The following is a 19,490-nucleotide window of genomic DNA, read 5'->3' as shown; positions in this document are numbered from 1 at the left end:
ACCGGGTGCGTCAGGTAGGCCACGTCCGTGGAAGTCGCCCGACTTGGAAGGATGCCGATTTCGGTGCGCCCGAAACGGCGGCCGCCGCAGGCATCCGAAGCGGCGCGCGCGGCCGGAACGAACGGGGCGGCAGGCCCCCGGGTGGAGATCACCCGGGGGCCTGCCGCCGCTGTGTCTACGCCGCGCGTGGGGCTCGGCCGCGCGGTGTTCACCAGCACCTGACCGGCCGTCCGGCTCAGTTGGGCAGGATGACCGTGCCCTGCGTGTCCGGCACGTTGCCGTCGAGGTCGGCCAGGTTGGCGACCTTGCTCTTCGGCGGCGCCTTGACCGTGACCTTCCTGCCCCAGCCGGCGAACGTGGTGTCGTCGCTGAGGGTGAGGGTGACGGTGTCGCCCTGGACCTTCAGCTTCAGGTCGGCGGTGGCCGAGGCGCGGCGGACGAGCTGGTCGGCGCCGATCCACAGCTTCCACGACACCACGGTCTTGGCGGGGTTGGACCCCAGGCTGGCGAAGCTGTTCTTGATGCCCGGGCTGACCTTGATGAGCTGCGTCAGCGGGATGGTGCCGCGGTAGAGCGTGGTCTTCGCGCCGTTGACGCTGCCGCCCGGACCCTTGGCCTTGGTGGTCGCGAGGACCGTCTTGAGGCTGCGCCAGTCGGCGGGGTTCACGAGCTCGCCCAGGCTCGACGAGGAGCCCGGCCGCTGGGCGGGGAGACGCAGCCAGGTCTTGCCCTCGGGCAGCAGGCTCGTGTAGATCCCGCCCGAGAGGTAGCCCGTCTTGCCGATGACGATCGCGCGGAGGGGCTTCTCCGCGTCCTTCAGGTCCTCGTTCTCCTCCTTCAGCAAGTCGTTGTACTTCAGCGTCTGCCTGCTGTCGGAGGCGACGATGCCGGACCGGCCGAAGGCGAGGCCGCCGTTCGAGGTGAATTTGATGGCCGTGATGCCGGCCATGCGCAGCGTGCCCGTGGAGACGTATCGCACGCCGTGCCCGGCGACGTACTGTCCGCGCAGCGCGGCCACCGGGTCGGCGGCGGGGGCCTGCGCCTGTGTCGAGGTCTGAGCCTGCGCGGGGGCGGCGACGGCGGGCGCCACGAGCGCGGCCGTCGCGGCGCACGCCAGCGCCATGAATGCTCGCTTCAAGGGTGATTCCTCCCGTAAGTGCCCTCAAGATCCGGAGGGCAGCTTGGGAATCCTTGCGGCTTATGATCACAGGAAAGTAACGAAAATCAACATTTCCTGTGAGTATTCAGAGAGTGACGCGATATGCGCGCTGAATATTGTTTCGGCCGCGAAAAGCGCGGATGTGCGGCCGCCGAATGGATCGGGCGTGCCGAGAGCCGGGGGACGCGTCGCGCGCATGCGCGACCGGTTCGATCGGCGGCTGACGCGGGGCCGTTCCGTGGCCGGGCCTCCGGCGGCGGTTACGCTTCGGGCAGCGGGCACCGTAGGGAGGTCTTCATGGCAGGCAGGATTCGGGTCGTCGTCGCGAAGCCGGGGCTCGACGGGCACGACCGCGGGGTCAAGGTGGTGGCGCGGGCGCTGCGCGACGCGGGTATGGAGGTCATCTACACCGGGCTGCATCAGACCCCGGAGCAGATCGTCCGTACGGCGATCCAGGAGGACGCGGCGGCGATCGGGCTGTCCATCCTGTCCGGCGCCCACATGACGCTGTTCGCCCGGCTCTTCGAGGTCCTGCGCGAGGAGGGCGCCGAGGACATCGTCGTGTTCGGCGGGGGCATCATCCCCGAGGCCGACATCCCCGAACTCGCGAAGATGGGCGTCGCCAGGATTTTCACGCCGGGATCCACGACGCAGGAGATCGTGGAATGGGTCCGTTCGGCGGTTCCAGCCACCGTTTAGGCATTTTGCCCAACCTTGCCGTACTCCATGGTTGTTGGCAAGGCTCCAGTGGGACCCGACGACGCGCCCACGCTCGTACGGGGACTAGGCTTCATGCGCGGAAACGCCGGGCGGGACGACGGCGCCCGGCCTCGGACATCAAAAGGGACGGACCCTCGTGGACCTGTTCGAACATCAGGCGAAGGAGCTCTTCGCGGAGTACGGCATCGCGGTGCCGCGCGGAATCGTCGCGCACACCGTGGAGGAGGCGCGGGCGGCTGCCGAGCAGCTCACCGGACGCGTTGTCGTCAAGGCCCAGGTCAAGACCGGCGGGCGCGGTAAGGCCGGCGGCGTGAAGGTGGCCGACGACGCCGCCGACGCGCAGGCGAAGGCGACGCAGATCCTCGGCATGGACATCAAGGGCCACACGGTCCACAAGGTCCTGATCGAGGAGGCCAGCCAGATCGCGGAGGAGTACTACTTCTCCTTCCTTCTCGACCGTGCCAACCGCACCTTCCTCGCCATCTGCTCCGCCTCCGGCGGCATGGACATCGAGGAGGTCGCGCACACCGCGCCGGAGAAGGTGGCGAAGGTGCCGGTCAGCCCGCTGACGGGCGTCGACCGCGCCAGGGCCCGCGAGATCGCGGTGGCGGGCGGCCTGCCGCAGCAGGCGCTGGACGGCGCCGCCGAGCTGATCGAGAAGCTCTGGGCCGTCTTCGTCGACGAGGACGCCTCGCTCGTCGAGGTCAACCCGATGATCCTGTCGGCCGACGGCCAGGTGAAGGCGCTCGACGGCAAGGTCACCCTCGACGACAACGCGAACTTCCGCCAGGCGGAGCACGCCGCGTACGTCGACAAGGCCGCGGAGGACCCGCTGGAGGCCCGGGCCAAGGAGAAGCACCTCAACTACGTCAAGCTCGACGGCAACGTCGGCATCATCGGCAACGGCGCGGGCCTGGTCATGTCCACGCTCGACGTCGTGGCGTACGCGGGCGAGGAGTTCCCCGGCCGGCCCAAGCCGGCCAACTTCCTCGACATCGGCGGCGGCGCCTCGGCCGAGGTCATGGCGAACGGCCTGGAGATCATCCTGTCCGACCCGTCGGTGAAGTCGGTCTTCGTGAACGTCTTCGGCGGCATCACCGCCTGCGACGCCGTCGCCAACGGCATCGTCTCGGCCTTCCAGCTCCTGCAGGGCCGGGGCGAGGAAGTGACCCACCCGCTGGTCGTCCGCCTGGACGGCAACAACGCCGCCCTGGGGCGGCAGATCCTGGCCGACGCCGCGCTGCCGCGGGTCGAGCTGGTCGACACCATGGACGAAGCGGCCAAGCGCGCCGCCGAGCTCGCCGCGGTAGGTGCGTAATGGCTATCTGGCTCACCGAGAACAGCAAGATCATCGTTCAGGGCATGACCGGCGGTGAGGGCACCAAGCACACCCGCCGCATGCTCGCCGCCGGCGTCAAGGTCGTGGGCGGCGTGAACGCCCGCAAGGCCGGCATCACGCACGAGGGCCTGCCGGTCTTCGGCACGGTCAAGGAGGCCATGGAGCAGACGGGCGCCGACGTGTCCGTCGTCTTCGTGCCCCCGGCCGCCACCAAGGCCGCCGTCCGCGAGGCCATCGACGCCGAGATCCCGCTGTGCGTGGTCATCACCGAGGGCGTGCCGGTCCACGACACGACCGAGTTCTGGGCGTACGCCGTCTCCAAGGGCAACAAGACCCGCATCATCGGCCCGAACTGCCCCGGCATCGCCTCGCCTGGCGCCTCCAACGCGGGGATCATCCCGGCCGACATCACCACCAAGGGCCGCGTCGGCCTGGTGTCGAAGTCCGGCACGCTGACCTACCAGCTCATGTACGAGCTGCGTGACATCGGCTTCTCCACCTGCGTCGGCATCGGCGGCGACCCGGTCATCGGCACGACGCACATCGACGCCCTCCAGGCGTTCCAGGAGGACCCGGAGACCGACGCGATCGTGATGATCGGCGAGATCGGCGGCGACGCCGAGGAGCGCGCGGCGGCCTACATCGACGAGCACGTGACCAAGCCGGTCGTCGCCTACGTCGCCGGGTTCACCGCGCCCGAGGGCAAGACCATGGGCCACGCCGGTGCGATCGTGTCCGGCTCCGCCGGCACCGCCCAGGCCAAGAAGGAGGCCCTGGAGAAGGTCGGCGTCCGCGTCGGCCGCACGCCCAGCGAGACCGCCCGCCTGATGCGCGAGATCATGTCCAGCCGCTGATCGCGCGTACATCCGACTGTCGTCCGCGACCTTGCGCTCCCACCGCCCCGGCGGTGCGAGCGCAAGGTCGCGGTCGTTTTCCGGCCCGGCCGGTACGCGTGCCGATGCGTCCGGATTGCGTACTCCTCGGCGTGGCGACGTGGAGGAAGGCCGCGGGGCTGGGATGATGCGGTAGCGTGACGGGCCTTCTCGATCAGTTCAGGACCGCTCCCCGTGCCGTGCTCGGCCGCATGGGCGGTGGCGACGACGAGGAGACCCGCCGTCCGCTCCCCGTCTCCGGCATGCTGGCCGCGGTCGGGACGCTCGGCGTCGGCCTCGCCGTGCTCACCACGCTCACGCTCATCGGCTGGATGGCCGCGCCCCGCGGGCCGTTCGGCGAGGGCCTGCCCGGCGTCTTCCGCACGGCCTGCCAGCTCTGGCTCGCCGCCCATCACGCCGGTTTCGCGATCCCCGGCGGCCGGGTGGGCCTGCTGCCCATCGGCCTGATGATCCTGCCGGGGGTGCTGCTCTACCGGGCCGGACTGTGGATGGCGCGGGACGCCGACCTGCGGGTGCGGATGCCGGCCCGGCTGCCCAAGGGCACGCCGCGCGACCTCGAGAACGCCCGGCGCCGCGCCCAGCTCGTGCTCATCGCCCAGGCCGGCATCTCGCTGGCCGCGCCGTACGCGCTGCTCGCGGGGGTGATCGCCCTCGTCTCCGGCAACGAGGTCATGCAGCCGTTCCTGGGGGAGGCGCTGGTCAGCCACCTGCTGCTGGCCTTCGTCACCGGCTCGGTTGCCACCGCCCGCACGATCGGGCCGTGGCGGTCGATGCTGCGCCTGCTGCCCGAGCGGCCGCGGTCGCTCGTGGTCGGCACGGCCGTCGCGACCTCGCTGATGTTCGTGGCCGGGGCCGTGCTGGTCCTCGGGGCGGTGGTGGTCAACTTCGCCCGGATCCAGCAGATGTCGGAGGTACTCAGCCCCGGAGTGGTCGGCGGCCTGCTGCTCCTGCTCCTGGAGGTCCTGTACTTCTTCAACGCCGTCATCTGGGGCATGGCGTACATCTCGGGACCCGGTTTCGCGGTGGGCGCCGGGACGCTGGTCGCGCCCACCGGGGTCAAGCTGAGCGCGGTGCCCATGCTGCCGCTGCTGGGCGCCCTGCCGTCGTCCGGCGCCGCGCCCACCTGGGTCATGGGCGTGATCGCGGTGCCGTTCGCGGCCGGGGCGGTCGCCGGCGTGGTGACGGCCCGCGTCGCGCCGACCCCGTCGATCGAGGCCGCGCCGCTGTGGGGGTTCGTCTGCGGGATCACCTCCGGCCTCGTCGCGGGAACGTTCGCCGCGCTGTCGGGCGGCCCGCTCGGCGGGGCGGGCCTGGCCGCGGTGGGGCCGTCTCCCTGGGAGGTGGCGCTGTCGATCACGCTGGAGGTCGGCGTGGCCGCCGGCATCTCGGCCGGCATCGCCAACTGGTGGCTGATCTCCCGGCGGCCGGTCACCCCGCCCGAGCCGGTGCGGAAGGCCGGCGCCGTGATCGCCAAGGCGGCCGGGCGGGTGCGGCCGGCCCGCGGCGCGCACCTGCCCGGCCACTGGCTGGACGCCACCGAGGCGGACACCCAGCCGATCCCGGTCATCAGGGACGACTGGACCGACGAGCACGCCGTGGCGGCGGCGGAGACCTTCGACGACATGGGCGCGCGGCGGGCCGGCGCCGTCCCGCCGGCAGCCGACATCTCGCGCAAGGCGGCCGCGAAGCGTCGTGCCCCGAGCCCCCCGCCGAAGCCGCGCAAGGACATCGTGGACGAGACCGACGACCGCGGGGGTCACGTCATCTACGTCGATCCCTACGCCTGGGACCGCGACTGAGCCTTCCGGGGCGGCTCGGCGACGGCCGAGGCGAGGCGGTCCCGCAGGTCCGTCAGTCGGGCGATCTCGGCGTCCAGGGCGGCGATCCGGCGTTGCACGATGCCGCTTGCGCCGCCGCTGCCGCCGCTGCCACCAGAGCAGCCGGGGCTGCCGTACGGCGGGAGCGTGTCGCCCTCCAGCAGGTCCAGGCGGTCGGCGCAGCGGGCGACGTCCTCGATGGTCAGGCCGAGGGTGAGCAACTGGCGCACCAGGCGGATGCGGGCGATGTCCCGAGGGCCGTACTCCCGTTGGCCCGACGAGGTCCGCGGGGGCGGCAGGAGCAGCCCACGCTGCTCGTACAGGCGCAACGCGCGTGGCGTGGTCCCGGCCGCCGCCGCGGCGTCGCCGATCCGCATGAGACCTCCTGTGCCGCCCTCAGGCTTCCACGACGACCGTTCCCACGTGCCGCCCCTCGAACAACTCACGTAACGCCCGCGGGGCGCGTTCGATGCCCGCGATCCGCGTGTGCGGGAAGACGACGGCGCCAGAGCGGAGCCAGGCGCCGAAACGCTCCGTCCACTCCGCGTGGATCTCGTCGCCGACGCCGGTGAGGCCGCGGAGGGTGATGTTCTTGGCGATGAGCTGGAAGGCGTCCAGCTCCACCGGGGCCGTCGTGCCGCCGGACGCGGCCGACAACTGCGTGGCCAGGGTGCCGAGCACGACGAGGCGGGCACCGGGCCGCGCCGCGGCCGCCGCGGCCTGAAGCTGCTCGCCGCCGACCGTGTCGACGACCACGTCGACGCCGTCGGGCGCCGCCTCGGCCAGCCGCCCCCCGATCGGGCTCCCGTCGCGGAGCACCACCGCGTCGTAGCCGAGCTCGGCGGTCATGCGCTCGGCCTTCGCCGGTGAGCCGGTGGTGCCGATCACGCGTGCCGCGCCCAGCAGCCGGGCGATCTGGCCGGCGAGCGACCCGACGCCTCCGGCGCCCCCGGTGACGAGCACCGTCTCGCCCGCGCGCAGGCCGGCGATCCGGGTCAGGGCGGCGTACGCGGTGGCGCCCGACGCCAGGTGCGCGGCCGGATCGGGCAGGGCGTCCCCCAGTGGCGCGGACACGGGGACCACGGCGTACTCGCGCCAGCCCTGGAAGTGCGCGACCAGGTCGCCCGGCCGCAGCCCGCTGTCCTCAGGTGCCGTGACGACCTCGCCGACGGCCGGGCCGAACAGCGTGTCCCCGGGACGGAGCGCGGGGAAGGGCGTGCCCGGCACGCCTCCGGCGATCAGCGTGCGCAGCGAAGGGAAGACCTGGAACCAGCGGTTGCGCACCAGGACCTCACCGGTGCCCGGCACGGGCAGCGGGACCTCGGCCACGGTCAGGTGCTCGGGGCCGGGAAGGCCGGAAGGAATCTCGGCGAGCCGGATCTCCCGTGCGGTGCGGGGCAGGGTTCGGGGCATGGGGAACTCCACGGTGTCGGAGGGGAACCGCTCGTGCGGCACAGCCGCACGGCCCCGCGACGCTAACCCCTGACCCGCGGGTCAAAGGCAAGACCCGGGAGCCGTCCGCGACGGCGCGGACGGCTTCCCTGCGGTCGTGTGGTCAGGCCGGCGCCGGGACGCCCGTCGGCCAGGCCACGCCCATCTTCTGCTCGAACGCCCGCATCAGCTGCTCGGAGCAGTCCTGCTGGGCCGCCACCGTGCCCGCGCCCTTGCGGCACTCGTTGTACGCGGTGAGCTCGTCGGAGAAGTAGAGCTGGAATCCCGTGGTCACGATGCCCAGGACGAACGCGAGCGACGAGAGCACGACGGCCCCGGTCGCCATCCCGATCCCGCGTCGTTCGCGGTTGAGCAGGCGCAGGTCACGGATCGCGATGACGATCGCGAACAGTGACAGCGCCAGCCCGGCCGCCGGCAGCATGAGCGTGAAGACGAGCGCCATGATGGCGAGCACGAGGGCCCTGCGCCCTCCGGTCGCAGGGGTCGGCGTCTGTAGGGGTGTTGTCACGGTCTCCTCGCCTCGCGTTCCGCATAGCCCGTCGTAAGTCCTGATGGCCGGCGCCCGATACGCTTTAGCTGCGTCGAGGGACGGCCCTCCACGCTCGACCACTCTCTAAGGAACCATCTCCCGGCAATCACCTGCAAAACGAAGGCAGCTCACGAAGGAGTTCCGCTCTGTCCGTCCGGCTCGTCGTCCTCGTCTCGGGTTCGGGGACCAACCTGCAAGCGCTGCTGGACGCGGCGGCAGACGACGCGTTCGGCGCGACCGTCGTGGCCGTCGGGGCCGACCGCACCGGCATCGAGGGTCTGGCCCGGGCCGAGCGCGCCGGCGTCCCCACGTTCGTCGAGAGGGTGGGCGACCACCCCACCCGGGAGGAGTGGGACGAGAGGCTGGCCGGGCGTATCGCCGAGCACAAGCCCGATCTGGTGGTCTCCGCCGGGTTCATGAAGATCCTCGGCCCTCGTGTGCTGGGCGCGTTCCCCGTCGTCAACACCCATCCAGCGTTGCTGCCCGCCTTCCCCGGCGCGCACGCCGTGCGCGACGCCCTCGCGTACGGCGTCCGCGTCACCGGTTGCACGGTCCACCTGGTCGACGCCGGCGTGGACACGGGCCCGGTGATCGCCCAGGAGGCGGTGCCCGTACGGGAGGGGGACGACGAGGAGTCGCTGCACGAGCGGATCAAGACCGTCGAGCGACGCCTCCTCGTCGAGACGGTGGGCCGCATGGCCCGCGAGGGCTGGACCCTGACCGGGCGGACCGTGCGCCTGGGGACGGGACGAGTCGCAGGACAGGCCGCAGAAGGCCCGACAGCAGGAAGGATCACGAAGTGACCCGCATCGCCATCCGCCGTGCGCTGATCACCGTTTACGACAAGACGGGTCTCGAAGACCTGGCGCGGGGGCTCGAGGCCGCGGGCGTGGAGATCGTGTCGACCGGCGGCACCGCCGCCGCGATCGCCTCCTACGGCGTGCCGGTCACGAAGGTGGAGTCGCTCACCGGATTCCCCGAGTGCCTGGACGGACGGGTCAAGACCCTCCACCCGCGGGTCCACGCCGGGCTGCTCGCCGACGGCGCCAACCCCTCCCACGTCAAGCAGCTGGAGGAGCTGGAGATCGAGCCGTTCCAGCTCGCGGTGGTGAACCTGTATCCGTTCGCCGCCACGGTCGCCTCCGGCGCCTCCGACGCCGAGTGCGTCGAGCAGATCGACATCGGCGGGCCCGCGATGATCCGCGCCGCCGCCAAGAACCACGGCACGGTGGCCGTGGTCGTCGACCCCGCGGCGTACGGCGAGGTGCTCGCCGCGGTCGCCGAGGGCGGCTTCACGCTGACCGAGCGCAGGAGGCTGGCCGCCACGGCGTACGCGCACACCGCCGCCTACGACGTCGCGGTCGCGTCCTGGTTCGCCGATGTGTACGCGCCCGAGGGCGACTGGCCGTCCTTCATGGGCGCGGCGTGGAAGCGCAAGACCGCCCTGCGGTACGGCGAGAACCCGCACCAGGGAGCGGCCCTCTACACCGGCGGCAAGGACGGCCTGGCCAACGCCGAGCAGCTCCACGGCAAGGAGATGTCCTACAACAACTACGTGGACGCCGACGCCGCCTGGCGGGCCGCCTGGGACTTCGCCGAGCCGTGCGTGGCGATCATCAAGCACGCCAACCCCTGCGGCATCGCGGTGGGCGCCGACGTGGTCGAGGCGCACCGCAAGGCGCACGAGTGCGACCCGGTCTCCGCGTACGGCGGGGTGATCGCGGTCAACCGCGAGGTGACCCGCGAGCTGGCCGAGCAGATCGCGCCGATCTTCACGGAGGTGGTGGTCGCGCCGTCGTTCGCGGCGGACGCGCTCGAGGTGCTCAGGGAGAAGAAGAACATCCGCCTGCTCGCCTGCCCGGAGGGGCCGTCGAACGCCGCGGAGTTCCGCCGCATCGACGGCGGCCTGCTCGTGCAGACGGTGGACCGGGTGGACGCGCCCGGCGACGACCCGTCCACCTGGGAGCTCAAGGCCGGCGAGGCGGCCTCGCCCGAGGTGCTGGCCGACCTGGCCTTCGCCTGGCGGGCCTGCCGCTCGGTGAAGTCCAACGCGATCCTGCTCGCGTCCGGCGGCGCGACCGTCGGCGTCGGCATGGGCCAGGTCAACCGGGTGGACTCGGCCCGGCTGGCGGTCTCCCGGGCCGGCGAGCGCGCGGCCGGGTCGGTCGGCGCGTCCGACGCGTACTTCCCGTTCCCGGACGGCCTGCAGGTGCTGGCGGAGGCCGGGGTGAAGGCGATCGTCGAGCCGGGCGGCTCGATCCGCGACGAGTTGGTCATCGAGGCGGCGAAGGAAGCGGGCATCACGCTCTACTTCACCGGCACCCGGCACTTCTTCCACTGATCCAGAAAGCCGACGTACCGCCACGGAGGGGCGGCTGTTGGGATGGATGAGGGGAAAAGGGCACGATCACCCCTATGGGGCGGTTAGCCTGAAGCGCCCCACCCCATCCTCCCCACGGAGTCCCTCCATGCCCCTTGATACGATCATGAGCTCCTTCGCGACGATGAACGGCGTGTGGAACAGCCCCATCGCGCTGCTGCCCGTCGCCGCGCTGGCCGCCTACTTCGGTTGGCGGATCGTGGAGTTCATCCCCTTCACCCGCCGGATCATCGAGCGGCGCGAGGGGGGACAGTAAAGCATCCGGAAGGACCCCGGAAGGACAGGGAGAGCCATGACCGCGCGGCTTCTGGACGGCAAGGCGACCGCTGCCAAGATCAAGAGTGAGCTGGCGGAGCGGGTGAAGGCCCTGGCCGCCAGGGGTGTCACCCCCGGCCTGGGCACGATCCTCGTCGGCGACGATCCGGGCAGCCAGATCTACGTCGCGGGCAAGCACCGCGACTGCGCGGAGGTCGGCATCACCTCCATCCGCAAGGACCTTCCGGAAAGCGCCACCCAGGCGGACGTGGAGGCCGCGGTCGACGAGCTGAACGCCGACCCGGCCTGCACGGGCTACATCGTCCAGTTGCCGCTGCCGCGCCACCTGGACACCCAGGCGCTCATCGAGCGCATGGACCCGGCCAAGGACGCCGACGGTCTCCACCCGGTCAACCTGGGCAGGCTCGTCCACATGGTCGACGCTCCGCTGCCGTGCACCCCGCGCGGCATCGTGGTCCTCCTCCAGGAGTACGGCGTGCCGCTCAAGGGCGCCGAGGTCGTCGTGGTCGGCCGGGGCATCACCGTGGGCAGGCCGCTGGGCCTGCTGCTCACCCGCCGTGCGGAGAACGCCACCGTCACGCTGTGCCACACCGGCACCCAGGACCTGGCGTCCCACGTGCGCCGGGCGGACATCGTGGTCGCCGCGGCCGGGGTGCCCCACCTCGTGACCGCCGACATGGTCAAGCCCGGCGCGGCCGTGCTCGACGTGGGCGTCTCCAGGGTCGACGGGAAGCTCACCGGTGACGTGGCCCCCGACGTACGCGAGGTCGCGGGCTTCGTCGCCCCCAACCCCGGCGGGGTGGGGCCGATGACCCGGGCCATGCTGCTGGCCAACGTCGTCGAGGCCGCCGAGCGGCACTGATCCAGGGGCATCCCGGCGCCCCTCCGCGGCGCCGGGAAGCCCGACCCGCGCCGACGCGGTGGCGGCGGAGGCGGGCGGTGCGGCCGCCTGTCACGTCCTCCCCGCCGGCCTACGGCGTCCTCCTCTTCGCGACCTTGTGGGCGAGGGAGCGACGGCCGGGGCGAGGCCGCCGGGGCGATTCGCGGGCGAGGCTCTTGGTTTCCTGTTCGCTCGTGGGCCGGGACGGCGCCTGCGCGGGCGCGTGCAGTTGCTGGGCGAGCCAGGGCAGGGCCTGGGGAAGCTCCCTGTTCCAGGTGGCGAAGTTATGGCCCCCGCTCGGCAGGATCAGCGAGGACGCCCGCATGGGCGCCTTCACCGCCGCCAGGAACTCCGTCGTCGCCAGGTAGTCGGACTCGCCCTGACGGCTGCTCGCCACCAGGACGGACACCGGCGGGGCCGGCAGGTTGGCCAGCCGCCACATCAGGTCGTTCTCGTCCTGGAGCCGCCGGTTCCCGCCGAACAGGTTGCCCGTGGTCACGTCCACCGGGGCGTGGAAATACCCGGACAGGGACACCGCGGCCGAGAACGCCTCGGGGTGCCGCATGGTCAGCTTGAGTGCGCAGTAGCCCCCGGTCGATTCGCCGAGAACGCCCCAGTTGGCGGCTCCGGTGCCGACCCGGAACGCCGCGGCCACCGCCCGCGGCACGTCCGAGGTGAAGTACGTCTCGACCTGCGGCCCACCCGGCACGTCCACGCACTCGGTGTCCCGGGGCGGCGCGACCGTGGGGCGCATGAGCACCAGGACGGTCGGGCCGATCTCGTGTGTGAGGATCGAGGTCGCCGTGAGCGTGGGCATGTCGAGCCGGGTGACCAGGTTCTCCGCGTCGCCCGGATAGCCGGTCAGCCCGAGGATCACGGGGAAGCGCCGGCCGGCGTACTTCGCCTCGAAGTACTGCGGCGGCAGGTACACGTACGCCGACGAGCTCAGTCCGGTCCTCACCCCGGCGATCGTCACCTGCTCCAGACGCCCCGCGGGCAGGCCGGCCTTCGGCTTGGTGACCTCCACCGGCCTGCTGCCGAGCACCCGGACGAGGCCCGCCCCACCGGCCGCCGTACCCGCCGAGCCTGCCGTGATCGCCGGCGCGTCGGCCGCGTTCGTCCCCAGCAGGTCGCCCCACGAGCCGAAGAACCCGAAGTACGCGTTGATCACGACCGCGATCGCGAGCAGCAGCAGGGTCTGGTCCGCGACCAGCACGCCCACCCGCCCGGCGACGGAGCGCCAGGACCGCCCGCTCAGCCGGGGCCACACCAAGACCGTCGCGACCAGCCCGCCGACGGCGAGCGCGACGAACAGGACCTGCACTTGCGCCGTTGTCAGCTCCAAATCCGGCCTCTCCTAAAGTCCCCCGTAGTGCCGGTTCATGCAAAGGTACTCGCGAGGCGTAAGAGAGCGGTTAAGGATTGCGATCCTCGCTCGCGAAGCGGATATCGCCATTTAAGGTCTCGTCCCGTGAGCCGTCGGACACACATTTCCCGGAACGGGATAGCGCGTCCATGGGTGCCCGCAGCGGCAGCGTACGCCGCGCTGTTCATCGGCATCCTGGACATCGTCAAAGGCGTGTTCCCGCGCCTGCGCGGAAGCAGGATCAGCGAGATCGCGAGCGTCCTGCCGGGCAGCGTGACCACGCTCGCCGAGACGGCGTCGTTGCTGGTCGGCATTTTGCTGATCATGCTTGCCCACGCTCTCAGGCGGCGGAAGGCACGGGCCTGGCGCGCGGTCGTGGTGCTGCTGCCGGTGGGCACCGTGCTCGAGGGGCTGCACCGGCACCCGGTCGCCGCGTCGGTGTCGCTGCTCCTGTGCGTGGTGCTGCTGGTCAACAGACGGGAGTTCTACGCCCTGTCCGACCCGCGCTCGCGCTGGCGGGCGCTGTGGAACCTGCTGGCGCTCGGCGCGTTCGACGTCGTGATCGGGTGGATCCTCGTCGCCGCGCACCACCGGACGGTCGCAGGCCACCCCGGCTTCGGCGACCAGGTGCGGCACGTCGTGCTCGGCCTGGTCGGCCTGGAGGGGCCGGTCGTGTTCACGTCCGAGCGCACCGGCGACCTGGTCTACTTCTCGCTCGCCGGGCTCGGCGCGCTCACCGCCGTGACCACGATCTACCTGGCCCTCCGGCCGGAACGGCCGGTCGCGGCGCTCACCGAGGACGACGAGCGGCGCCTGCGGGCCCTGCTCGGCCGGTATGGCCGGCAGGACTCGCTCGGATACTTCGCGCTCCGCCGGGACAAGAGCGTGATCTTCTCACCCAGCGGTAAGGCCGCCGTGGCCTACCGCGTCGTCGCCGGGGTGATGCTGGCCAGCGGCGACCCGATCGGCGACCCGGAGGCCTGGCCCGGCGCGATCAGGCGGTTCCTGGAGGAGGCCAGGCGGCACGCGTGGGTCCCTGCCGTGATCGGGTGCGGCGAGACCGGCGGCGAGGTGTGGACCAGAGAGGGCGGCCTCGACGCGCTGGAGATCGGGGACGAGGCCGTCGTGGAGGTGGCCGGTTTCACACTGGAAGGCCGGGCCATGCGCAACGTGCGCCAGATGGTCAAGCGGGTGGAGCGGCTCGGCTACACCTGCCGGGTGCGGCGGGCGGGCGACCTGAGCGAGGCGGAGCGCGAGCGCATCCGCAACGCGGCCGACTTCTGGAGAGGCACCGAGACCGAGCGGGGCTTCTCGATGGCGCTCGGCCGGTTCGGCGACCCCGCCGACGCCGGCTGCCTGGTGGTCACCGCCCACCGGGCCACGCCCGAGGGTGAGGAGCCGCCGGGCGGTGACATCCGGGCCGTCCTGCACTTCGTGCCCTGGGGAGCCGACGGCATCTCCCTCGACCTCATGCGGCGCGACCGCGAGGCCGACCCCGGGCTCAACGAACTGCTGATCGTACGGGCCCTGCAGGCCGCGCCGGACTTCGGCGTGACCAGAGTGTCGCTGAACTTCGCGATGTTCCGCTCCGCGCTGGCGCGGGGGGAGCGGCTGGGGGCGGGGCCGGTGCTGCGCGCGTGGCGCGGCATCCTCGTCTTCCTGTCCCGCTGGTTCCAGATCGAGTCGTTGTACCGCTTCAACGCCAAGTTCAGGCCGCTGTGGGAGCCGAGGTTCCTGGTCTACCCGACCGCCCGCGATCTGCCGCGCATCGGCGTCTCCGCGCTCCAGGCGGAGGCGTTCATCACGCTGCCGGGCCTGGGCTGGGGGAGCGGCCTGTTCCGGCGATGGCGCCGCCCGCAGGCCGTCCCCGACGCGGTCACCGGCGGCAGACGCCGGGGAGGTCGCAGAGCTTGGCGGCCATCGTCCGGGCGTCCTTGATCAGCGGGCGGAACTGGGAGACCGGAAGGCTCTTGGTCACCAGACCGGTCCTGACGTAGACCGCCACCGCGCTTCCCTTGCGGACGATGACGGTGCGGGAGCGGTTCTCGAAGAAGAAGCCGCCGACCCGGAGGGCCTCGTCGCCGACGTCGGTGCTCTTCCACGTGTACGAGTGACGGTTCGGGCCGCGGCCTCCCGTGCCGCACTCGGCCAGGTCGGCGCGTACGGACTTCATCGCCGCCTTCGCGGCCTGCTCCGACGGGTAGAGCACGACCTGCTCGCTCCGGTAGACGGTCTCCGCCACATAGGTGAACGTACGGCTCGCGCTGCGGCCGTCGCGGGCCGTCCTGCGGCCGCACGGGTTCACCTCAAGGGGCTTCTTCAGGCTGTCGGTGAGCTTCAGGTGCTCCCACGGCCTGCGTGGCCCGTCCACCTTGGCCTCGTCCAGCAGGAACCCCTTGGGCAGCGTGGCCGGAGCCGGTGCCCGGCCCGCGCTCGTCACCGTGGCCGTCATGTGCGCCACCGGTGCCGCCACCGCCTGACCCGCGCCGATGGCCGTCACCGCCGTGGCCGCCGCCAGAGAAACCAGAACCCTGCGCATCGGTCCCCCTTGTGATCGGTTGTCACCCCGTTCGACGGGGCCTTCGCGGATTTTGTTCACCACCTCGTCGGGCCCGTCGCCCCGTCAGCGCCTGTTCGCCAGGTCGCGGGCCTCGCGCTGCAGCCGATCGGCCTCGTCGAGAAGATTCGCCGCCACCGTGCCGCAGCGTGTTCTCCAGGTGCCGATCTCACCGCGTACCCGGTCGGTCAACGGGCCCGACCACTCCATAGTGGCCGCCATGCCGTTCACCCGATCGACCAGTTTTTCCACGTCATTGGCTAATTCCCGAAGTTTGGCGGCCCTGTTCTCGAGTTCCTGCACCTCGGGCGGAGGCGGCACGTTTTCTCCTCTCAAAGCGCTTTATCAGAGGATAAGTTACAGGTAGGCTCCCGCCGCGTGGGGGAAGGCGTGACGCGGAGCTTCAGGCCTGAAGACCTTGAGCGCTTGGCCGGGCTTATGGACGACCTGAATCGGTCGGCGGATGAGGTTTTTAAGCGTGCCTGGCCCCTGCAGGCGTCCCAATTCGTCGCACCACTGCGGGAAATGCCCCGCTGGGGGAGTGACACGGCCAAGGACCTGAGGCGGCGGGCGGCGATCGGGCGACTGCAGACCGGTGACCCGTTCGCCGGGCTCGTGTGGGCGGGTTTTCCGCCGCTGGAAATCGTTGCGAATGGCAACAAGATCGACCCGGCGACTCTCATCTCCGTCAACTCGGTCGCGGACTGGGCGAACAAGACTGGAAATTCCGATTTCCAGCGCAAGCCCGGTGAGTCGCTGGACGACTACCTCACGCGGTTGAAGGCCGCCGCCGTCGCACACGCCATTCCGGCCCTCGAACCGCACGAGGCGACGGTCGCCAACATCCTCAAAATCGTGGGCGATGTCCGCGGAGTCACCACGACGGCCCCGATCGTCACCACCCAAGCCGTGTCCCTCAGCCGTCTGTTGCTGAACAACCGCGCCTGGCAGCCGCTCGTCAGCACGTTGACGGGGGGCGCGTGGACCTTGCCCACGAGGTCCGCCACCGCGCCGGGGGCCGGAGTCGCGAGCCTCACCCGTCAGCTGTTCATGAAAAGCAGCCTCTACCGCGACTACGTGTCCCTGCTCCCCGAATACGCGGAGATGGACCAGGTCAACAGGGTCGTGCATGCGGGGCGGACGCTCGCTGGCGCTCGGGTGAACAATCTCCTCAATCTGGCTTTCGGCAATAACGAGCTCGCCGCCGTGCTGGGCGGAACCACCCACTCGGGCGAGGCTGTGAGCGTCTCCAGTCAGGCCAACCTGCTCAAGGTCTGGTCGGCCACCGCGGATCCGAAGAAGATGGAAGCCGCTGCCGCGGTCCTCAAGGTCGAGCCCACCGCTCTCACCCGGCTGGGGACGGTGGCCCGGACCGCCGGCACATTTCGGGTGCTGGGCATCGCGGGCGGGGTCGTCTCCACCGGCTACAGTGCGGCCAACGTCATATCGCAGGGCAATCCGATCGATGCATTCAAGCGCAACGGTGCCGGCTGTGTCGCTGACATCGCCGAGGTGGGTTTCAACGCCTCCCTCACCGCCGCGATGATCTGCCCTAATCCCGTCACCATCGGCGCTACCGTCATTACGGGCGCCGTTTATGTCGGTGCCAAGGTCGTCGAACACTGGGACGACATCGAAGCCGGTGCGAAGAAGGCAGGTAAGGCGATCGGCGACGGGGCCAAGAAGCTCCTCACGAGTCTCAATCCGTTCGGCTAGCGCAGGGAGATGACTGTTGCCGTCCTTCGACAGCGCACGTGACCGGTTCCGGCTCGGCCCCGCCCATCTGGGGGTCCTGGGCTGTCTTCATGAGGGGAGGCCAGTCACGGCCGACCTGATCAACGCTCGCGACGAGTTGCAGGCCGTCGGCCTGATCAATGGCGACGACGCCGTCATCCCCGAACTCGCCGATCTGACGGGCACCCTCGCGGAGCCGGTTGTGCTCGTCCACATCGAGATCACCGGAGGCCAGGGCATCACGAACCACGGCGCGGTCATCGGCAACGACGCCTGTTACGTGTACGAGGGGTGGCCGGGCGAACTGGAGTCGGAGTACGTCCGCACCGACCTCAGCACCCTCGTGTGGTCGCTCTCGCGGGCGGTGGGCCTGCGTGACAGGGACGCCAAGCCACCGGCAGCGCCGATCATCACCACGACGATCGGTGTGATGGACGCCGGATTCGTGGCGCTGGCCGAAGCGGACACCGACGACGTGGAGGAGGCGGCCGAGCGGTTACGGGCGGTGCTGGCCGCCAAGGGCGGGCTCGCCGACCACGAACTGACGGTCTTCACTCACCTTCTGCTTCAGCTCAACGGCAACTGGCGGATGACCGCGGCATGGAACAACCGCGAGGGCAAGGGCACCGACATCCGGGGCATCACCGTGCTCGACTGCGGTCCCCTCGGATACTGGCTGCGCGAGCGTCCCGCGGAGCCGATCCTGCCGGGGACGATGACGCCCGACAGCGAGCTGAGGCTGGTGTTCACCGAGGTGCCACGCGTCTGGGAGCTGATCACTGAACTCCTCCCCAAGGCCGAGGAACTGCCCGCTTCGATGGAACGGTGAGCACACGTGCCCGGGTTCACTTTCGATCTCGTACGGCGAACGCCCGTCCGCTCCGCCGAGCGGCGGAGCACCTACCTCTCCCTTACCGGTACGGCGGGACCGTATGGAGAAGTAACCGTCACAGTAGGGACGGTTCCCCGGCAGGCCACGCTCGCCGCACCGGGACTGCCGGAGGCGTCGGTCTCCCATCCGAACGATCTGAAGCAGGGCCTCATCCTCATCGACGAGCGGACACTGCTTAGCGTTGGCGGGTTCAAGGCGACCCTTACCTGGAACCGGCGCTCTTTCGGGAAGAAGGGCCGTGGCATCCGCATAGGGCTGGGAGAGCGCGACTACGCCTACCTCCGGATTGGGGCGGGTGAGGAGGAGTTGCGTGACGCCGAACGCGGCCCGCTGGTGCGTCAGCGCAGCCGCCTCGGCAGCTCGACGGTCGGCGTGACCGTGCTGCCGGGCGCCGACCCCATCGACCTCGCCCTGGCTCTTGTCCTGCAAGGAGCCGACAGGACCGGGCTGACCATCACGCAGACGGCCGTCTTCGGTGTTCTGTCATTCCTGTACCCCGGCCATGGCGATGTCTGACGCCGAGATCGTCTACATGCAACGGCCCGGGAAGCCGAAGCTGTGGCTCGGAACCTGGGGACGGCGATGGATCCGCAGACGTTTCTCGACGCACGAGTGATTCGCTGAGGCATGACGACGAGCGGCAGGGCATCCCGAGCTCCGGCTGCGGGGCGTTCGGAACGCTCCACTGGCCGCCGGGGGTGGACGGCTTCCGCCCCCGGCGGCCGGTGTGCCGCTGGGTCAGGACGCGCGGCGGCCCGCGCTGGTGCGCGGCTGCGGTTCCGGCTCGGCCGGTCCGGTCGCCCGCTGTGGCGGCACGACCGGTGTGGGCCGCACCAGGCCGAGGGCGACGACCTCGTTGGCGAGCCGGGTGCGCCGGTTGGTGCCCTCCGGGATGCGGAACTTTTGGTAAAGCCGCAGCAGATGCTGCTTGACCGCCGCCTCGGTCACCACGAGGTCGTCGGCGATCTCCCGGGCCGTCGCGGGCGCCACGAACGCCTCGTCGGACAGCGCGGGGCGGCACAGCGAGGTGAGGACGTCGACCTCCCGCCGGGTGAGCTCCGGCGCGGCGGCGCGGCGCAGCTCGACCTCGGGGGCGAGGTCCTCCCGCGGGATCCCGCCGACCCGGGCCCGGGCGGCCCCGAAGGAGACGACGTCGCCGTCGTCCAGCACCCTCCTGGCGATCGGCCTGCCGTTCACCCGTGTGCCGTTGCGGGACAGGCCCAGGTCCACGACGTACAGGTAGGGCCCGCGACGGACGAATTCGGCGTGCAGCCGTGACACGCTCGGATCCGTCAGCCGGATGTCCACGCCTCGGCCGCGGCCGATCGTGGTGACGTCGGGGCGCAGCGGCACCACCTCGCCGCTGTCCTCGATCCGTATGAACGGCCCCTCCACGGCAGTTCCTCCCCAGGTAGCCCGCCGTTACTTTCCCTATAGCTGCGGCTTACCCACCCGTGGCGAGGGGGAATCGCCTTTGCCACGAGCAGAATCAATCG

General features: G+C 71.0%; 20 protein-coding genes. 12 read left to right on the top strand and 8 right to left on the bottom strand.

Going from position 1 to position 19,490, the window contains the following annotated elements; genetic code table 11:
* Positions 1 to 235: 235 nt before the first annotated feature.
* On the bottom strand, positions 236 to 1,138 hold the full coding sequence (locus FLW16_RS27450; RefSeq protein ID WP_142563038.1) for a hypothetical protein: 903 nt from the start codon (positions 1,136 to 1,138) through the stop codon (positions 236 to 238).
* A 318-nt stretch (positions 1,139 to 1,456) separates the two neighbouring features.
* Between FLW16_RS27450 and FLW16_RS27445 the strand changes: the two genes are divergently transcribed.
* The 4 genes from FLW16_RS27445 (at position 1,457) to FLW16_RS27430 (ending at position 5,910) form a co-directional block, all read left to right on the top strand.
* Positions 1,457 to 1,858 (top strand): cobalamin B12-binding domain-containing protein, encoded by a 402-nt coding sequence (locus FLW16_RS27445; protein WP_076433118.1) that lies wholly within the window; start codon positions 1,457 to 1,459, stop codon positions 1,856 to 1,858.
* Positions 1,859 to 2,015: 157 nt separating this feature from the next.
* Positions 2,016 to 3,197, top strand: coding sequence for an ADP-forming succinate--CoA ligase subunit beta (gene sucC / locus FLW16_RS27440; RefSeq protein WP_142563037.1), 1,182 nt, complete (start codon positions 2,016 to 2,018; stop codon positions 3,195 to 3,197).
* Positions 3,197 to 4,072 (top strand): succinate--CoA ligase subunit alpha, encoded by an 876-nt coding sequence (gene sucD, locus FLW16_RS27435; RefSeq protein ID WP_079318281.1) that lies wholly within the window; start codon positions 3,197 to 3,199, stop codon positions 4,070 to 4,072. Before sucC ends, sucD begins: the two co-directional genes overlap by 1 nt.
* A 176-nt stretch (positions 4,073 to 4,248) precedes the next feature.
* A complete protein-coding gene (locus FLW16_RS27430) occupies positions 4,249 to 5,910 on the top strand; it encodes a DUF6350 family protein (RefSeq protein WP_142563036.1) in 1,662 nt (553 codons plus the stop codon).
* Here FLW16_RS27430 and FLW16_RS27425 read toward each other — a convergent pair.
* The 3 genes from FLW16_RS27425 to FLW16_RS27415 form a co-directional block, all read right to left on the bottom strand.
* Positions 5,889 to 6,305, bottom strand: a complete 417-nt coding sequence (locus tag FLW16_RS27425; RefSeq protein ID WP_142563035.1) for a MerR family transcriptional regulator — start codon at positions 6,303 to 6,305, stop codon at positions 5,889 to 5,891. The two genes, FLW16_RS27430 and FLW16_RS27425, sit on opposite strands and share 22 nt — an antisense overlap.
* Before the next feature lie 19 nt (positions 6,306 to 6,324).
* Positions 6,325 to 7,341 (bottom strand): NADP-dependent oxidoreductase, encoded by a 1,017-nt coding sequence (locus FLW16_RS27420; protein WP_142563034.1) that lies wholly within the window; start codon positions 7,339 to 7,341, stop codon positions 6,325 to 6,327.
* Positions 7,342 to 7,483: 142 nt separating this feature from the next.
* A complete protein-coding gene (locus FLW16_RS27415) occupies positions 7,484 to 7,888 on the bottom strand; it encodes a hypothetical protein (protein WP_142563033.1) in 405 nt (134 codons plus the stop codon).
* A gap of 167 nt (positions 7,889 to 8,055) precedes the next feature.
* On the opposite strand from FLW16_RS27415, the gene purN reads away from it, so the two are divergent.
* The 4 genes from purN to FLW16_RS27400 all read left to right on the top strand — a co-directional run bounded on the left by purN (position 8,056) and on the right by FLW16_RS27400 (position 11,427).
* Entirely contained in the window at positions 8,056 to 8,712 is a 657-nt protein-coding gene (gene purN / locus FLW16_RS27410) for a phosphoribosylglycinamide formyltransferase (protein ID WP_142563032.1), read from the top strand.
* Positions 8,709 to 10,250: a bifunctional phosphoribosylaminoimidazolecarboxamide formyltransferase/IMP cyclohydrolase gene (purH, locus tag FLW16_RS27405; RefSeq protein WP_142563031.1), complete on the top strand. Its 1,542-nt coding sequence runs from the start codon at positions 8,709 to 8,711 to the stop codon at positions 10,248 to 10,250. The genes purN and purH overlap by 4 nt, the downstream gene beginning before the upstream one ends.
* A gap of 127 nt (positions 10,251 to 10,377) precedes the next feature.
* The gene (locus tag FLW16_RS43940) at positions 10,378 to 10,545 is read left to right on the top strand and encodes a hypothetical protein (RefSeq protein WP_167538689.1); all 168 of its coding nucleotides are present in this window, start codon (positions 10,378 to 10,380) and stop codon (positions 10,543 to 10,545) included.
* A gap of 36 nt (positions 10,546 to 10,581) precedes the next feature.
* Entirely contained in the window at positions 10,582 to 11,427 is an 846-nt protein-coding gene (locus FLW16_RS27400) for a bifunctional methylenetetrahydrofolate dehydrogenase/methenyltetrahydrofolate cyclohydrolase (RefSeq protein ID WP_142563030.1), read from the top strand.
* A 109-nt stretch (positions 11,428 to 11,536) separates the two neighbouring features.
* Here the strand turns inward: FLW16_RS27400 and FLW16_RS27395 are convergent, their stop codons facing one another.
* Entirely contained in the window at positions 11,537 to 12,790 is a 1,254-nt protein-coding gene (locus FLW16_RS27395; protein WP_142563029.1) for an alpha/beta hydrolase family protein, read from the bottom strand.
* A gap of 174 nt (positions 12,791 to 12,964) precedes the next feature.
* Between FLW16_RS27395 and FLW16_RS27390 the strand changes: the two genes are divergently transcribed.
* Positions 12,965 to 14,749, top strand: coding sequence for a phosphatidylglycerol lysyltransferase domain-containing protein (locus FLW16_RS27390; protein WP_221891321.1), 1,785 nt, complete (start codon positions 12,965 to 12,967; stop codon positions 14,747 to 14,749).
* Here the strand turns inward: FLW16_RS27390 and FLW16_RS27385 are convergent.
* Together FLW16_RS27385 and FLW16_RS27380 are read right to left on the bottom strand one after the other, a co-directional pair.
* Positions 14,688 to 15,350 (bottom strand): hypothetical protein, encoded by a 663-nt coding sequence (locus tag FLW16_RS27385; protein WP_142563027.1) that lies wholly within the window; start codon positions 15,348 to 15,350, stop codon positions 14,688 to 14,690. The genes FLW16_RS27390 and FLW16_RS27385 overlap by 62 nt on opposite strands.
* Positions 15,351 to 15,434: 84 nt before the next feature.
* Positions 15,435 to 15,689 carry a hypothetical protein gene (locus FLW16_RS27380; protein WP_142563026.1) on the bottom strand — a complete coding sequence of 85 codons (255 nt, stop codon included), beginning with the start codon at positions 15,687 to 15,689 and terminating at the stop codon, positions 15,435 to 15,437.
* A 57-nt stretch (positions 15,690 to 15,746) separates the two neighbouring features.
* On the opposite strand from FLW16_RS27380, the gene FLW16_RS27375 reads away from it, so the two are divergent.
* From FLW16_RS27375 to FLW16_RS27365, 3 genes are read left to right on the top strand one after another with little or no spacing between them, the layout of a single operon-like run.
* A complete protein-coding gene (locus FLW16_RS27375; RefSeq protein WP_142563025.1) occupies positions 15,747 to 17,084 on the top strand; it encodes a PE-PGRS family protein in 1,338 nt (445 codons plus the stop codon).
* A gap of 16 nt (positions 17,085 to 17,100) precedes the next feature.
* On the top strand, positions 17,101 to 17,931 hold the full coding sequence (locus tag FLW16_RS27370) for a hypothetical protein (RefSeq protein ID WP_142563024.1): 831 nt from the start codon (positions 17,101 to 17,103) through the stop codon (positions 17,929 to 17,931).
* Between the two features lie 6 nt (positions 17,932 to 17,937).
* Positions 17,938 to 18,510, top strand: a complete 573-nt coding sequence (locus FLW16_RS27365; protein ID WP_142563023.1) for a hypothetical protein — start codon at positions 17,938 to 17,940, stop codon at positions 18,508 to 18,510.
* Positions 18,511 to 18,732: 222 nt separating this feature from the next.
* On the opposite strand, the gene FLW16_RS27360 is transcribed toward FLW16_RS27365, so the two are convergent.
* Complete coding sequence (locus FLW16_RS27360) at positions 18,733 to 19,389, bottom strand: FHA domain-containing protein (protein ID WP_030508446.1); 657 nt, start codon at positions 19,387 to 19,389, stop codon at positions 18,733 to 18,735.
* Positions 19,390 to 19,490 lie beyond the last annotated feature (101 nt).

This window comes from Microbispora sp. KK1-11, assembly GCF_006874435.1.
GTDB classification, from domain to species: Bacteria; Actinomycetota; Actinomycetes; order Streptosporangiales; family Streptosporangiaceae; genus Microbispora; species Microbispora catharanthi.
This window is presented reverse-complemented; position numbering and strand designations above follow the sequence as displayed.

Bases quoted from the DNA above. Each gene is read 5' to 3' on its own strand.
- FLW16_RS43940 (WP_167538689.1), top strand. From the start codon at position 10,378: ATGCCCCTTGATACGATCATGAGCTCCTTCGCGACGATGAACGGCGTG.
- FLW16_RS27420 (WP_142563034.1), bottom strand. From the start codon at position 7,341: ATGCCCCGAACCCTGCCCCGCACCGCACGGGAGATCCGGCTCGCCGAG.
- FLW16_RS27425 (WP_142563035.1), bottom strand. From the start codon at position 6,305: ATGCGGATCGGCGACGCCGCGGCGGCGGCCGGGACCACGCCACGCGCG.
- FLW16_RS27385 (WP_142563027.1), bottom strand. From the start codon at position 15,350: ATGCGCAGGGTTCTGGTTTCTCTGGCGGCGGCCACGGCGGTGACGGCC.
- FLW16_RS27445 (WP_076433118.1), top strand. From the start codon at position 1,457: ATGGCAGGCAGGATTCGGGTCGTCGTCGCGAAGCCGGGGCTCGACGGG.
- sucD (WP_079318281.1), top strand. From the start codon at position 3,197: ATGGCTATCTGGCTCACCGAGAACAGCAAGATCATCGTTCAGGGCATG.
- FLW16_RS27400 (WP_142563030.1), top strand. From the start codon at position 10,582: ATGACCGCGCGGCTTCTGGACGGCAAGGCGACCGCTGCCAAGATCAAG.